The sequence below is a fragment of the Streptomyces rugosispiralis genome, assembly GCF_024505145.1.
In the GTDB taxonomy this organism is placed as follows: Bacteria; Actinomycetota; Actinomycetes; order Streptomycetales; family Streptomycetaceae; genus Streptomyces; species Streptomyces rugosispiralis.
Window position 1 is genome coordinate 62217 of sequence record NZ_JANIAA010000024.1, and the last position, 14087, is coordinate 76303.

At 71.5% G+C, this 14087-nt stretch carries 13 protein-coding genes; 9 read left to right on the forward strand and 4 right to left on the reverse strand.

The features are described 5' to 3' along the window. Positions 1-2: 2 nt before the first annotated feature. A complete protein-coding gene (locus tag NP777_RS29355; RefSeq protein ID WP_256653179.1) occupies positions 3-764 on the reverse strand; it encodes a sulfite exporter TauE/SafE family protein in 762 nt (253 codons plus the stop codon). An 84-nt stretch (positions 765-848) separates the two neighbouring features. Between NP777_RS29355 and NP777_RS29360 the strand changes: the two genes are divergently transcribed. Next, positions 849-1772: a LysR family transcriptional regulator gene (locus tag NP777_RS29360; protein ID WP_256653180.1), complete on the forward strand. Its 924-nt coding sequence runs from the start codon at positions 849-851 to the stop codon at positions 1770-1772. A 93-nt stretch (positions 1773-1865) separates the two neighbouring features. Here the strand turns inward: NP777_RS29360 and NP777_RS29365 are convergent, their stop codons facing one another. Further along, a complete protein-coding gene (locus tag NP777_RS29365) occupies positions 1866-2345 on the reverse strand; it encodes an RrF2 family transcriptional regulator (RefSeq protein WP_256653181.1) in 480 nt (159 codons plus the stop codon). A 147-nt stretch (positions 2346-2492) separates the two neighbouring features. Between NP777_RS29365 and NP777_RS29370 the strand changes: the two genes are divergently transcribed. Then, positions 2493-3611 carry an NADH:flavin oxidoreductase gene (locus tag NP777_RS29370; protein ID WP_256653182.1) on the forward strand — a complete coding sequence of 373 codons (1119 nt, stop codon included), beginning with the start codon at positions 2493-2495 and terminating at the stop codon, positions 3609-3611. A 122-nt stretch (positions 3612-3733) separates the two neighbouring features. Here the strand turns inward: NP777_RS29370 and NP777_RS29375 are convergent, their stop codons facing one another. Next, entirely contained in the window at positions 3734-5077 is a 1344-nt protein-coding gene (locus NP777_RS29375) for a cellulase family glycosylhydrolase (protein ID WP_256653183.1), read from the reverse strand. Between the two features lie 160 nt (positions 5078-5237). Between NP777_RS29375 and NP777_RS29380 the strand changes: the two genes are divergently transcribed. From NP777_RS29380 to NP777_RS29400, 5 genes are all read left to right on the forward strand, one after another. Then, positions 5238-5627 (forward strand): TraR/DksA family transcriptional regulator, encoded by a 390-nt coding sequence (locus NP777_RS29380; RefSeq protein ID WP_256653184.1) that lies wholly within the window; start codon positions 5238-5240, stop codon positions 5625-5627. A gap of 182 nt (positions 5628-5809) precedes the next feature. After that, positions 5810-6802 carry a hypothetical protein gene (locus NP777_RS29385; protein ID WP_256653185.1) on the forward strand — a complete coding sequence of 331 codons (993 nt, stop codon included), beginning with the start codon at positions 5810-5812 and terminating at the stop codon, positions 6800-6802. A 111-nt stretch (positions 6803-6913) separates the two neighbouring features. Next, positions 6914-7849, forward strand: a complete 936-nt coding sequence (locus tag NP777_RS29390) for a D-alanyl-D-alanine carboxypeptidase family protein (RefSeq protein WP_256653186.1) — start codon at positions 6914-6916, stop codon at positions 7847-7849. Positions 7850-8124: 275 nt separating this feature from the next. Next, positions 8125-8955, forward strand: a complete 831-nt coding sequence (locus tag NP777_RS29395) for a hypothetical protein (protein WP_256653187.1) — start codon at positions 8125-8127, stop codon at positions 8953-8955. Between the two features lie 292 nt (positions 8956-9247). Further along, positions 9248-10210 (forward strand): alpha/beta hydrolase fold domain-containing protein, encoded by a 963-nt coding sequence (locus tag NP777_RS29400; RefSeq protein WP_256653188.1) that lies wholly within the window; start codon positions 9248-9250, stop codon positions 10208-10210. Between the two features lie 82 nt (positions 10211-10292). On the opposite strand, the gene NP777_RS29405 is transcribed toward NP777_RS29400, so the two are convergent. After that, positions 10293-11252, reverse strand: coding sequence for a LysR family transcriptional regulator (locus NP777_RS29405; protein ID WP_256653189.1), 960 nt, complete (start codon positions 11250-11252; stop codon positions 10293-10295). A 146-nt stretch (positions 11253-11398) separates the two neighbouring features. On the opposite strand from NP777_RS29405, the gene NP777_RS29410 reads away from it, so the two are divergent. Together NP777_RS29410 and dctA are read left to right on the forward strand one after the other, a co-directional pair. Continuing rightward, positions 11399-12517, forward strand: coding sequence for a PrpF domain-containing protein (locus NP777_RS29410; protein ID WP_256653190.1), 1119 nt, complete (start codon positions 11399-11401; stop codon positions 12515-12517). Further along, positions 12514-13908, forward strand: a complete 1395-nt coding sequence (gene dctA / locus NP777_RS29415; RefSeq protein WP_256653191.1) for a C4-dicarboxylate transporter DctA — start codon at positions 12514-12516, stop codon at positions 13906-13908. The genes NP777_RS29410 and dctA overlap by 4 nt, the downstream gene beginning before the upstream one ends. Positions 13909-14087 lie beyond the last annotated feature (179 nt).

Sequence of the window (14087 nt, forward strand, 5' to 3'; positions counted from 1 at the left end):
CCTCAGCCGCGCAGGAAATACAGGACGGTCATGGTCACGGCGGTGGTCAGAATGACGCCCCGCAGCAGCCACGCGGGCAGACGGCGGGCGATCCGCGCTCCGGCCACACCACCGGCCACCGCCCCGACCAGCATGGCGGCGAGCTGCCGCGGTGCGCTCAGCGCGTCCGAGGCGATGAGGAACAGCCCGGTCGCGCTGAGGTAGACGGCCGTGATCTGGGCGACCCGCATCGGATTGCCGGTCGAGGTGTCGAGGCCGAGGCCGATGCTCCACACGGCCAGCATCATGATGCCTACGGCACCGCCGAAGTACCCGCCGTACACGGCGAGCAGGAACTGGGCGACCAGGACGGCCCGGGGACCCATGCCGACCGCATGGCCCCTCGCCTCGCTCACCGCACGGGAGACGCGGCGCCCGAAGGCGAGGACCACCGTGGCGAAGGCGAGCAGCCAGGGCACCGCCGCGTCGAACGACACCGCGGGCAGCGTCAGCAGCAGACCGGCACCGAGCCCGCCACCGATCACACTGACCGCCGTCAGGGCCCGCGTGGACGTCTCCCCGACCGGGGCGAGATCGCGCCGGTACACCCACGCGCTCGCCACGCTCCCGGGGACGAGGGCCACGGTCGAGGACGCGTTCGCGGTCACGGGGGACAGACCGGCCGCCACCAGGGCGGGGAGCGCCACGAACGTGCCCCCGCCCCCGATGGCGTTCAACGCCCCGGCGGCCACACCCGCCAGCAGAACAAGCACTGTCTCGGACATCAGCCGAGCATCGCCCCATGGCCCATGGGCCCACAATGCGTGATCCGCGTAGCCGGCCCAAGGCTCTGCCTTAGTCTCATCAGGGTGCGGTACGACCTGGACGACCTGCGGCTCTTCCTTCACATCGTGGCGGAGGGCTCGATCACGGCGGGCGCTCGCCGGATGCATCTGAGCCTTCCGTCGGCCAGCGCGCGGGTGCGCTCGCTCGAGCACCACGCGGGCGTGGACCTGCTGATCCGCGGCCGGCGGGGCGTGCGCCCCACCCCGGCGGGCACGACACTGGCCCGCCACGCACGGGACGTGCTCGACCGGACGGCGCGCCTGGAAAGCGCCGTGGCGAGCTACGCCCGGCCGCCGACCGCCCCGCTGACCCTGCTGGGCGGCGGCTCCGCGATGCACCGCCTGGTGCCACGGGCCCTGGTCTCGTTCCTCCGCGCGCACCCGGACGTCGACGTCGAGGTGTCCGAGAGCCGCACCCCACGGACCGTGCGGATGCTCGCCGACGGCGAGGCGGACCTGGGCGTCGTCCTCGACCGGGAGGCCCGCGACTGCGGACTCGCCATGGAACCCCTGGGCGACGACTCGCTGGTGGTGATAGGCCAGTGCGGCGGGATCCTCGCGGGGCGCACCGAGGTGACCTACCGCGAGGTGGCCGAGCATCCGCTCGTGGGGCTCGACGCCGGTTCCTCGCTGCGACGCTCGATCGAGAAGAACCTCGGCCCGCACGCTCCCGCGGTGCGCTACCGCACCACAGTCGCCCACCTCAACACCCTGGTCTCCCTCGCGGCCGCCGGTATCGGACTCGCCGTCGTACCACGCCGCGCCATCGCCCCGCACCACCCACTCGACGTATGCGGCCTCCGCGATCCCTGGGCGCGTCGCCACCACCTGCTGGCCTGGGGCACAACGGGCCGGGCCGCCTCCGCCGCCACCGCGGCCCTCGCCGAGCACCTGCGCCGCGCGGCCACGTCCGAGCCGAACGGGGGCGATGACCTCCCGGCCCAGTAGGGTGGCTCGGGGTCCGGTGGTTCCGGCACCTCATGAGATGGCGTACTCAGCGCTCCTGGCCATGCGGCGGATGACCACCGAGCCGGGCTCGGATCAGCCCTCCGGAGCGTGTCCGGCGCAGAGGCGGCGCAGTTCGCCCACGCTGTCCGCGAGCGTGCGGTCGCCCAGTGACGCGAGGACCGCTTCCTCGGCCTCGGCGGTGAGCGCGGCGAAGTACTCACCGCCGTGCGCGGTCACCGAGCACACGGGCTCCACCCCAGGCGAGGGGGCGAACAGGGGCTTGTCGCCGACGGCACAGCGGTAGATCTCGGCCAGGGTGATCCCGTCGGCGGGCCGCCCCAGCCGCGCCCCACCGGAACGGCCCTTCACGCAGACGACCAGCCCCTCCTCGGTCAGCGGGACGAGGAGTTTCCGGACCAGGCTCGGGTTGGCGTTCAGCCGGTGGGCCAGATCGGCGGAGCTCAGCGGCCCGGACCCGTTCTCGGCGGCCACGGCGAGGAACAGCATCACCTGGAGCGCACGGGAGAACCGGATGTCCAACACCTTCTCCACCTCCGCCCACAGATCGGGCACAGCCTACTCGACGGTGCCGTTCCGCCCTCACCTAAAAAGCAATCGATACAGTTGCAGTTTACGCCGCGAAAACTGTACCTTTCAGATTCACACTTTTGAGGCTCCGGGGGAAGCCTCCGCCGAACGACACGTCTGGAGAGCGACACGGTGAACACCAGCCTGACCACGGCACTGTCCCGCCCGTTCACACTGGGTTCGGCCAAGCTGCCGAACCGGATCGCCATGGCACCCATGACCCGTGGACATTCTCCCGGCGGCATCCCCGGTGAGGACGTCGCCGCGTACTACGCGCGCCGGGCGGCGGCCGGGACCGGCCTGATCATCACCGAGGGCACCACCGTCGACCACCGGTCCGCCGGCTACCTCGACGGTGTCCCCCGGTTCCACGGCGAGGAGCAACTGGCCGGGTGGCAAAGGGTCGTCGACGCCGTGCACACCCACGGTGGCGCGATCATGCCCCAGCTCTGGCACGTGGGCATACGGCGCACCGCGGGCGCGCCGCCGTTCCCCGACGCCCCGTCCCTGGGCCCGTCCGGGATCGCGCTGGACGGCACCCCCGGAGCGGGCGAGACGATGACCCTCGCCGACATCGACGACGTCATCGACGCCTTCGCGAAGGCCGCGCGGGCGGCCGAGGAGATCGGCTTCGACGGCGTTGAACTGCACGGCGCACACGGCTATCTCATCGACCAGTTCCTCTGGGAGCGCACCAACCGGCGCACCGACCGCTACGGCGGCGATCCGGCCTCCCGGACCACGTTCGCCGCCGACCTCGTGGCCGCCATCCGCGAGCGGGTCGCGCCCGACTTCCCCGTCGTCCTCCGGTTCTCCCAGTGGAAGTCCGACAACTACGACGTCCGGCTCGCCGAGAACCCCAAGGAGCTGGAGGCCGTGCTGACACCGCTGGCGGAGGCCGGGGTCGACGCGTTCCACGCCTCCGGGCGGCGCTACTGGCAGCCGGAGTTCCCCGACACGGGATCGGATCTGAACATCGCCGGATGGACGAAGAAGGTCACCGGCAAGCCGGTCATCACCGTCGGCTCGATCGGCCTGGACAGCGTCTTCCACCCCGGCTCCCTCTCCGGCGCGAACGCGGCCGTGGAGTCCATCGACCGGCTTCTGGAGCCTCTGGAGCGGGACGAATTCGACCTCGTCGCGGTCGGCCGCGCACTGCTCGCCGACCCCGAGTGGGCCGACAAGGTCCTGAACGGCCGGGTGAGCGAGCTCACCCCGTTCAGCCGGGACGCGGTGGAGTCCCTGCACTGAGCCCTCGCACCGATCGCCCCACCGATGGGGACGGCGCCGGCCAGCACGGGGGGATCTGGCCGGCGCCGGGCACGGGGTGCGTAGTTAGTTTAACATTTCACGATCGCCCCGCATTCCCGGTGCTAGCCGGTGGCGCAGGCGCCGCCGTTGAGGGTGAAGGCGGTCGGCGCGGCGTTGGTGGCGCCCTTACCGGCGGTGAAGCCGATGGTGACCGAGGCTCGGGCGGGGATGGTGGCGGTGTACGAGGCGGGGGTGACGGTCACCGCGGCACCGCTCTGCCGCGGTGTGCCACCCCACATGTTGGTGATGGTCTGGCCGTTGGCGAAGGCGAACCCCAGGGTCCAGCCGGTGATGGCGGCGGTGCCGGTGTTGCGGATGGTGATCTCACCCTGGAAGCCACCGCCCCATTCGCCCGCCACCCGGTAGCCGACCGAGCAGCCGGTGCCGGAGCCGCCGCCGTAGATGGTGGCCTCGCGGGAGGTCTCGGCGATGCCGTCGGGGCCGCTGAAGACGCGCTTGCCCCAGTCGGTGAGCCTGGCCGGGTCGAAGTCGGTGGCCAGGTCCAGGACGGGATCGGTGTTGCCACTCCAGGACCAGGCCAGATAGCCCAGCCTCAGCCGCTGGGCGGTGGCCATCATGGTGTTCTCGTCCGGATCGCCCCACTGGTCGGCCGGCCCGCCGAACTCACCGATGAGGATGGGCAGCCTGGCGCTCACGAAGGCGTTCAGATAGTCGGTGATCTCCTGCGCCGTGTCATAGACGCTGTACATGTGGATCGAGAAGATCAGATTGCCGGTGGAGTCGGCGTCGTAGACCGTCCGCGCGTTGGTGCGCATCACGTTCTGCAGGTCCTGCCCCCAGTTGGGCGCGTCCACCATGATGGTGTGCTGGAACCCGGCGTTGCGCAGCTTCTGCACGGCGGCGACGGTGGGGGCGGTCCACCCGGCCGGCTCGGTGTTGCCCCACGGTTCATTGCCGATGTTGATGATGACGTAGTTCTCCTGGCCGGTGAGCACGCCCTTGAGGCCGATCCAGTAGTCGGCCGCCTGGTCGAGCGTGGCGGCCGCGGCATCCTCGCCGTAGCCGGTGGTGTCGTGCACCTCCAGGACGCAGATGAGCCGGTTGGCCTTGCACTGGGCGATGATGGAGGCCACGTCCTCGGGGCTGTTCCTGGTCCAGCGGTGGCCGTTGGAGAGGACGACGCGGACGGTGTTGGCGCCCAGGGCCTTGATGTCGGCCAGCGACCGCGTCTCGCCCGGATACCAGGTGTGGGCGTGGTTGACACCGCGCATGACGAAGTCGTTGCCGTTGCCCTCCAGCAGGCGGCCGTCGCTGATGTGCAGGCCCGTGGCGAGGGGGGTCTGCGGGCGGGCCGGGTCGGCATGGGCGGTCCGGCCGAGACCAGCGATCCCGAAGAGGCTGACCAACAGGGCCAGTAAGGCGGCCAAGGATCTCTTCCGTCTCATCATGACTCCAAGGAGTGAGCGCGCGATGGCGTCCGCACGGTGGCCGCACGGTCGATTTGGGAGCGCTCCCATCCATTGCATCGGGCCCGGGAGACGTCAAGACCTCCGGGGAGACCCGGCAACCGGAATGCGGACCGGGCGCGCCGCGGTTATGCCGGGCATGAGCGATTCATCCGGTGGTGCCGCTTTCCCCGCGGCCGAGCGCGAGACCATCCGCGAACGGCTGGCCGCCGAGCACACCGAGACCAACGCGCGGATCGCTGCCCTGAACCGGGAATTCGACGCGATCGTCGCGTCGAACGCCCTGGTGGCGGTGGACGACGAGCACGACCCGGAAGGGTCGAGCACCGCCTTCGAGCGGGCCCATGTCGCCGCCCTGCTGGCCCAGGCCCGCGATCATCTGACCGCGCTGGACGAGGCGCTGGAACGGCTGGAAGGCGGCGACTACGGGCGGTGCGCGGTGTGCGGCGAGCCGATCCCCGCGGAACGGCTGGAGGCGCGCCCCACGGCGACCACCTGCGTACGCTGCGCGACCGCCCACCCCCGCTGAGCGGCGGCCCGGCGCCGGGCGGACGGTCACCGGGAGGGCGGCCGCCCAGCCGATGGGTCCACTGCACGCACGCGCGGTACGCCGAAGGATGTACGGGCGTTTCATCAGCGGCTACGAGCCCCGTGGCGAAGCGGGACGTGAGGATGGCGGAAGTCACCGCCCCGCCTTGAGGACACCTCTCCATGACCGAGCCGCACCCCGGTACGCCCGCCCCCTCGACCGCCGCCGTCCTGGTCCGGGCGCTGACCGGTGGGCTGGTGATGGCCACGGCGCTCGGCGTCGGCACGGCCCTGGGCCCGGCCGCCGCCGACGCCCTCGGCCTCACCGGTTTCGCGGCCCGGCTGCTCCCGGGCGCGCTGGTCACCGCGCTGGCCGTACCGCTTGTGCTGCTCCTCGTACGCCGGGAACGCCGGTCCCCCGGATGGCTCGGGTTCGGCGGGGCGGGCCCGAGCCTGCGGGCGCTGCTGACCGGGGCGGGGGTGACGGGGGCCGCGGCCGCCCTCGTCCTCGGTGCGGGTACCGCCGCGGGCATGCTGCGCTGGTCGCGTCCCGAGCCCGCCACCCTCGCCGGTTTCGTCCTCACCAACGGGGTGGTCGCCTTCCTCCTCGAAGCCCTGCCGGAGGAGACGACCCTGCGTGGCCATGCCTGGGCCGCGCTGCGCACCCGGTTCGGCGGTACCGGGTCGGCCCTCGGCACAACGGCGGTGTTTCTGCTGGTGCCGGGGGCATCGACCGTGGTCGGGGCCGCGGCCGCGCGTCTGGCCGGCCGCGATCCGGAACCGATCGGGATCGCGCCGGACGGGCAGCACCCCGCCGACTATCTGATCCTCCTGACCGTCTTCGGACTGACGCTCGTCGCGGCCCGGACGACCCTGGTCCGGGCCCCGCTGTGGGCCGCCGTCGGCACCCATCTGACCTTTCTGACCGTCAACCGGATCGTGCTGGAGGGCGACCGGCGCGGCGCGGGCTGGCACATCGAGCAGACGACACCGGACGCGGTGCTGCTCGTCCCCGCCTATCTCCTGGTGGCCACCGCCGGTTTCGCGGTATGCCGACGGGCCGTGCGACGGCGTGGCGCCGGGCCGCAGGTGGCCGTCCCGGATCCGCTCCCGGATCCGCCATCGGGTCCGCTCCCGGATCCGCCATCGGGCCAACAGCGCTGGTCCGGACACTAGTTGTTTCCCCAAAGACACCGCGTGTCCGCCACCCCGAAGCATGGCCAATTTTCGCCTGGTGAGACGATGCGCTCGCCCGAAACACACCTCAACAAGCGAAACGGAGGGCGAATGCATAAACGTCGTGGAACCGTGACCCGCCGCTGGAGAGTCGCGGCGGTCGCGTCCACGGTGGCCGTAGCGATCGCGGTCCCGGTGGCGATGGCCCAGGCTTCGGCCGAACCGCCACCGGAGGTCAGCGCCAAGGGCGCGTACCTGCTCGACACCGGTTCCAACAAGGAGCTGATGGCCAAGGACGCCGACACCAAGCGTCCGATGGCGAGCACCACGAAGATCATGACTGCCCTCGTGGTGCTCGAGACCCGGGGTCTGGACCTCGACAAGCAGGTCACCATCAAGCAGGAGTACCGCGACTATGTGACCAAGTCCGGTGCCAGCACGGCGGACCTGCAGACCGGTGACAAGCTCACCGTCAACCAGTTGCTGTACGGGTTGATGCTGCCGTCGGGCTGCGACGCGGCGATGGCGCTGGCCGACACGTTCGGCACCGGCGACACCACCGACGAGCGGACCAAGTCGTTCATCTCCAAGATGAACGAGAAGGCGCAGGACTTGGGGCTGACCAACACCAGGTACGACTCCTTCGACGGTGTCTCGGCCGACGCCGACAACTATTCGACGCCCCACGACCTGGCGCAGCTGACCCGGCGTGCCATGGACAACGCGACGTTCGACACGGTTGTCAAGTCGGTGTCCACCAAGCAGGAGGCACCGGCGGCCAACGGCCGCACCCGGTACTACTCCTGGGACAACACCAACCAGTTGCTGGGTTCGTACCAGGGCGCGATCGGCGTCAAGACCGGGACCACCACCCCTGCCGGTCCCTGCCTGGTGTTCGCCGCCAAGCGCGGCGACAAGACGGTCGTGGGAGTCATCCTCAACGACGCGGACCGTTACCCGGACGCCAAGAAGATGCTCGACTGGACGTACGACACCACCACCGAGGTGAAGTGGCGCCAGCTTCCCAAGGACGCTCAGCGGGACTGATCCACGAGCCGTGAGGTGACAGCGCGGTGCCCCGGCCGGACTCGTTCCGGCCGGGGCACCGGTGCTCGGGAAGGAAATCCACACCTGCGAACGATGGACTTCGATCGGGTGATGTAGCGGATACACACATCACAGGAACCCGGCGCGGCCGAAGAATGACTCCGGGTCAGGCGGCGCACAAAGGGGAGTTCCACGAGGACGATGCCCGCGGGTGGGGACATCACGGTTGACTGGGTCAGTACGTCCTCACCGGACTCCCGGGCCACCCCCTCGTGGTGGTCGCCGAGACCTACCGCGGCAACGGCGGCGCGCTGGACAGCGGCGGCGCCCCCGGGGCCGCGGGTTCGTACGGCGCCACCGGCCCGTCCGGTGTCGGCTACAACGGTATGGACGGCGGTTCCGGTGGGCCGGGTGGCACCGGGGGCGTCGGCGGCCCGGCCGCGGAGATCGTGGTCGAGACGGTCGCGTACACGGGCCTGTGGCTCGACGGGGCGGGCGGAGCGCCCGGCGCCGCCGGGTTCGGCGGCAGGGGCGGCACCGGAGGCAGGCACGGCGGCGAGAACGGGCCCGCCGGGCCACCCGGCAGCACCGGGTCCGCGGCCGGTCCGGGGGTGGAGCCCCGGCTCCTGGTGCACTCCGACGCCGACTGGTGGGGCGTGGTGTGGTCGCGCCTGGGCGGGCGCGCGGCGGAGTGGGCCCACTACCGGACGGCGGTGGGCGAGTTCCTCTTCCGCTCCTACGCCCCGGGGTTGCCGGAGCGGAGCGGCCACCGGGACACCGCGGCCCATGAGTTCGACCGGGCCCTCGCGCTCGACCCGGGGCAGGAGCGGGCCGCCGAGCTGTCGCGGTACATCGCGACCAACCTCGCGCCCATCGGCCAGCCGTACAACCTCGCGCCGTGCGGAGGCCCTGGCCCCGGCCGAGCAGGCGGTGGCGCTGTACGAGGAGCTCGGCGCGGCCGACCCCGGCAAGTACGCCTCCGAGACCGAGGCGGCCAGGAAGCCGAGGGATTCGCTGCGGTCCGGATGAGACGGTCAAGGATCCGGCACCTTCGCTCAAGCCCACGTTTCCCGGGAGTACGGAAGCGAAGGTGGGGAAGGCGATGATCGGGAGAGCCGAGGGTCAGGGGCGGGCGCACCACAGGGAACGGACGCCCGCCCCTGAAGGCGTCTTCGTTCCCTGAGTCCTCATCGTTCCCCGGGGCGCCTTTGTCCCTGGAGGTCCTCGCCCCTTGGGGGCTTCGTCTCTGAGGGGGCTCTGAGGGGGCTCTGAGGGGTCTTCGTCTCTGAGGGGCCTTCGTCCCGTTCACCCGGCCTCTGTACCGGGCCTCGAGCGCAACTCGGCAGTCTGTGAGGACAGTTGGGGCAGCGGCCCCGCCGTCCTCGAACGGAGTCGATCATGGCCTTCACCCTCGACCCTGAGCTCGCCGCGGTTCTCCAGGCCCTCGCCGAACAGAGCGACCCCACTCCCCCGCCCGAGCGCGACGACTGGCGGACGCTGCGCGCCCGGGGCACGGCCTCGATGCGGTGGATGGCCTCACTCCTCCCGGCGTACCCCTCCGGCTATCCGCTGGTGAAGGCGTCCTCGCACAAGGTGCGCTCCGCGGACGGGGCGGAGATCCTCGTCCGCTGGTACGAGAGGGCCGAATCCGCGCCGGGTTCCGCGGTCGTCTACGTCCATGGCGGAGGGATGATCTCCGGCAGTGTCGACCTCTATGACTCCGTGGTCGCCGGGTATGTCCAGACCACCGGGGTGCCGTTCCTGTCCGTGGACTACCGCCTGGCCCCCGACGCGGGCACCGGCGCCGGCCCCGTGGAGGATGTGTTCGCCGCGCTGAGCTGGCTGGGCGACCAGGCGCCCGAGTTGAGGGTCGATTCCCGCCGTATCGCCGTCATGGGCGACAGCGCCGGGGGCGGGCTCGCCGCCGGAGTGGCGATCCTCGCCCGCGACCGGGGCGTTCCGCTCGCCCACCAGGCCCTGCTGTATCCCATGCTGGACGACCGCACTCTCACCCCGGATCCCCGGCTGACCCCGTATGTGGCCTGGACCTGGGACGACAACTGGACCGGCTGGCACGCCCTGCTGGGCGCGGCGTTCGGCACCGACGACGTCCCGCCGCAGGTGGCGCCCGCGCGCGTGGCCACCGTGGAGGGTCTGGCACCGGCCTATGTCGAGGTCGGAGAGCTCGACATCTTCCGCGCCGAGGCCGTCACCTACGCCCAGCGGCTCGCCGACGCCGACATCCCCACCGAGTTGCATCTGCACAGCGGGGCCATCCATGAGTACGACCGCCTCGCCCCCACCTCCCGGCTCGCCCGCCGGGCCATGGAGGACCGCAGGCGGGTGATCTCCTCGCTGTGAGGGTCCCTCATGGGAGAGTCCGTCATGAGAGAGCCCCGCATGGGAGAGCCCCGCATGGGAGAGCCCCGCATGGGAGAGCCCGTCATGCGCCGGAGCGGGGGTCCGGCACCACCGCTCGCCCGCCCGCGTCCATCGCGTCGGTCCGCCGGGCCGCGGCACTCTCCCGCAGCGAGCCGAGGAACGCCCCGGCGGCGGGGGTGAGGGCATGGTCGGCCATGCGCACGAGCAGGATCCGGCGCACCGGCGCGGGCGGCCGCAGGGGCAGCACACTGACGCCCGGACGGATGCCCTCCAGGGCCAGGGTCGGGGCCAGCGCCACGCCCAGACCGGCGGCCACCATGGCCTGCGCCTCCTGGTAGTCATGCGCCTCGTAGGCGATCTGCGGCTCGAAGCCGACCGCCCGGCAGCTGCGCACCAGCGCCTCCGCCACCGGATGGCGGTCGGCACGGGTGATCCACGAATCGTCGGCGAGATCGGCGAGCGTGGCGTCGGTACGGGTGGCCAGCGGGTGGCGGTCGCCGACGAGGAGTGCGGGCGGATCGTCGAGGAGCGGGGTGATGTCCACGTCCTCGCGGTCGATGCGGCACCAGTCGTAGTCCCACATCAGCGACATCTCGATCTCCCGGTTCTCCAGCATCGACCACAGGCCGGCGATACGGGCGCTGCGCACGGTCAGCCGTACGTCCGGGTGGGTGTCGCGGAAGGCGATGACGGCGGGCGGCAGCAGCGAGGCGCCGACGGTGGGGAAGGTGCCGATGCGCAGGGTGCCCGCGCGGAGCCCCGCGAAGTCGGCGAGCTCACTCTCCGCGGCCTTCAGCTCGCGGGCGATGCGCTCCCCCCGGTCGGCCAGGGCGCGCCCGGCGTCGGTGAGGGTGACACCCCGTGCATGGCGCTCGAGCAGCGGCTGCCCGGCCTCCGTCTCCAATCGGCTGACCTGCTGGGACACCGCTGATGGCGTGTAGTTCAGGGCGCGGGCGGTGGCCGTCACCGAGCCGCGCCTGGCCACCTCGGCGAAGAGCAGAATGCGCCGGACGTCCAGCACGGCATCACCTCAAGCCTTCAGTTCTGCTTAATACCCCTGCAGATTTCCGAGATTGTACTTCACGCTGCGGTAACACACCGTAGATGCCACCGCCCACGGAGGAGCCGTCGGCGGGGTGTCGATTCCACGGCCATGGGGAGTCCGTTGTGTTGCGTCTGCAGGGCGAGATGATCCGCGGGGGTACCAGCAAGTGCTGGATCTTCGACCACCACGAGGTGGTGGCCACCGGAGTGGATGCCGACACCCTGCTGCTCGCCGCCTTCAACGCGGCCGACCCCCGCCAGATCGACGGGGTGGGCGGCGCCTCGTCCACCACCTCCAAGGCCGCGATCGTCCAGCTGTCGGACGTGGCGGGCGTGGATGTCTCCTACGCCTTCGCGCAGGTGGGCATCGGCGACGAGCGGGTGGAGTGGACCAGCAACTGCGGCAACTGTGCCACCGCGGTCGCGCTGTACGCCGTCCACCGCGGCCTGGTGCCGATCACCTCGGACACCACCACCGTCCGCATGCTCAACGTGAACACCGGGGCCCGCCTCACCGGCACCATCCCCACCCCCGGCCTGATCGCGCCCGACGAGGGCACCGCCGTGGTGCCCGGCACCGACGCGCTCGGGGTGCCGGTCCTGCTGGGGTTCCAGGACCCCGCGGGGTCGACCACCGGCCGCCCCCTGCCCACCGGCCGCCCCCTGGACACCCTGACCGGGCCGGACGGCCCCGTCGAAGCCTCCCTCGTGGACGCGGGCGCGCCCGCCGCGCTCTTCGACGCCAAGGCGTTCGGCCTCGACGGCTCCGAGTCCCTGACCGCGTTCGCCACCGTGGTGCCCGCGCTCACCGTGCTGCGCCGCAAGGCGGCGCTCGCGATGGGGCTGGTCCGCGAGGACGCGCCGGTCAGCCACGCGGTGCCCAAGGTCGGTGTCGTCGGCGGCCCCGTAACATATCGCACCACTCACGGTCACCTGGTCACTCAGGACCAGTACGACGTGGCCGTACGCATGGTCTCCATGCACGCCCCGCATCCGGCGATCGGCCTCACCTCCGCCGTCGCCCTGGCGACGGCCGCCGCGACCCCCGGCACCCTCGCCCACCGCGTCACGCGGCAGACCGCCGACGGCACGCTGCGGCTGGGCACCCCCGCGGGCGTCATCACCGCCCGAGCCGTCCCCGCACCGGACGGCGCGTCCCCCACGGTGCTCCTGCACCGCGCCGCCCGGCGCATCGCCCGAGCCGAACTTCTCGTTCCCGTCCCGGAAGGACGCCCCGTATGAGCCGCAACGTCGCAGCGCCGGGCACCGTCGCCGCCCCCGACCGGCCAGGCCGCATCCGCCTGCTGCTGTCCCGCCTCTATGTCCAGTGCCTGCTCGCGGTCCTCGCCGGGGTCGTGGTCGGTTCGCTGTGGCCCTCCTTCGGGGCGGAGCTGAAACCGCTGGGAGACGGTTTCGTGGCGCTGGTGCGGATGATGATCGCGCCGATCATCTTCTGTACGGTCGTCCACGGCATCGCCGCCATGAGCGACCGCAGAACGGTCGGCCGGGTGAGCCTCAAGGCCCTGGTCTACTTCGAGATCCTGACCACCATCGCCCTGGTCATCGGGCTGGTCGTGGTCAATGTCGTACGGCCCGGCAGCGGACTGCACGTCGATGTCTCCACCCTCAGCACCGACAGCCTCCCGGCGGAGGCGACCCAGGCCCATGAGAGCTTCGCGGACTTCGTCCTCAGCACCATCCCGGACACCCTCGTCTCCGCGCTGACCGGCGAGGAGATCCTGCCGGTGCTGTTCGTGGCGGTTCTGTTCGGCTTCGGTCTGCAGGCCAGTGGCGAGGCCGGGGCGGGTATCGCCGCGGGTGTCGAGAAGCTCTCCACGGTGCTGTTCCGGCTCATCCGCTGGATCATGCGGCTGGCCCCGGTCGGCGCCTTCGGCTCGATGGCCTTCACCATCGGCAACTACGGCCTGGGCACCCTGCGCCATCTGGCCCTGCTGGTCGGCTCGTTCTGGCTGACCGCCCTCTTCTTCGTCCTGGTGGTCCTCGGCTCGGTGATGCGCCTGGGCGGTCTGCGCCTGCTGCCGTTCCTCCGCTACATCAAGGAGGAGCTGCTGATCGTGCTCGGCACCTCGTCCACCGAACCGGTGCTGCCGCGCATGATGGCCAAGCTGGAGCACGCGGGCGCCTCGAAGCCGGTCGTGGGCATCACGCTGCCCGCCGGGTACTCCTTCAACCTCGACGGAACGGCCATCTACCTCACCATGGGGTCGGTTTTCCTCGCCCAGGCGGTGGGGGTGGACCTCAGCCTCACCCAGCAGCTGACCATGCTCGCCGTCATGCTGCTCACCTCCAAGGGCGCGGCGGGGGTGACCGGTTCGGGCTTCGTCGCCCTGGCCGCCACGCTCAGCGCCGTCCCCCACGTCCCGGTGGCGGCCCTCGCGCTGATCTTCGGCATCGACCGCTTCATGTCCGAGGCGCGGGCCCTGACCAGCCTGGTGGGCAATGGTGTCGCCACGTTGGCCGTGGCCCGCTGGGAGGGGCAGCTGGACGAGGCCCGGACCCGGGCGGTGCTCCGTGGTGACCTGCCCTTCAACCCCGATGACACGGCCACCGACGGCCTCGCTCCCAAGGAGCCGGCGGGATCGCCCCGCGAACCCGTCCCCGCCATCGGCTGACCGCACCCGCGACGCGGCGATCCGCTCGGGCCGAAGCGAACGCTTCGGCCCGAGCGTCGCTCGTCGGCCCGCCGACTTCCGTTGCACACGGGTAAACCCAGCAGTGCCATATGTGCAATTGCCGTCATCGACGAGGGTGCCTACGGTCGAGACACAGACGGCGAAGCACACGCCAAGCC

Excerpts from the sequence above, each read along its gene's own strand:
- NP777_RS29355 (WP_256653179.1), bottom strand. The coding sequence starts at position 764 with ATGTCCGAGACAGTGCTTGTTCTGCTGGCGGGTGTGGCCGCCGGGGCG.
- dctA (WP_256653191.1), top strand. The coding sequence starts at position 12,514 with ATGAGCCGCAACGTCGCAGCGCCGGGCACCGTCGCCGCCCCCGACCGG.
- NP777_RS29380 (WP_256653184.1), top strand. The coding sequence starts at position 5,238 with ATGAGCGATTCATCCGGTGGTGCCGCTTTCCCCGCGGCCGAGCGCGAG.
- NP777_RS29390 (WP_256653186.1), top strand. The coding sequence starts at position 6,914 with ATGCATAAACGTCGTGGAACCGTGACCCGCCGCTGGAGAGTCGCGGCG.
- NP777_RS29400 (WP_256653188.1), top strand. The coding sequence starts at position 9,248 with ATGGCCTTCACCCTCGACCCTGAGCTCGCCGCGGTTCTCCAGGCCCTC.
- NP777_RS29375 (WP_256653183.1), bottom strand. The coding sequence starts at position 5,077 with ATGAGACGGAAGAGATCCTTGGCCGCCTTACTGGCCCTGTTGGTCAGC.
- NP777_RS29385 (WP_256653185.1), top strand. The coding sequence starts at position 5,810 with ATGACCGAGCCGCACCCCGGTACGCCCGCCCCCTCGACCGCCGCCGTC.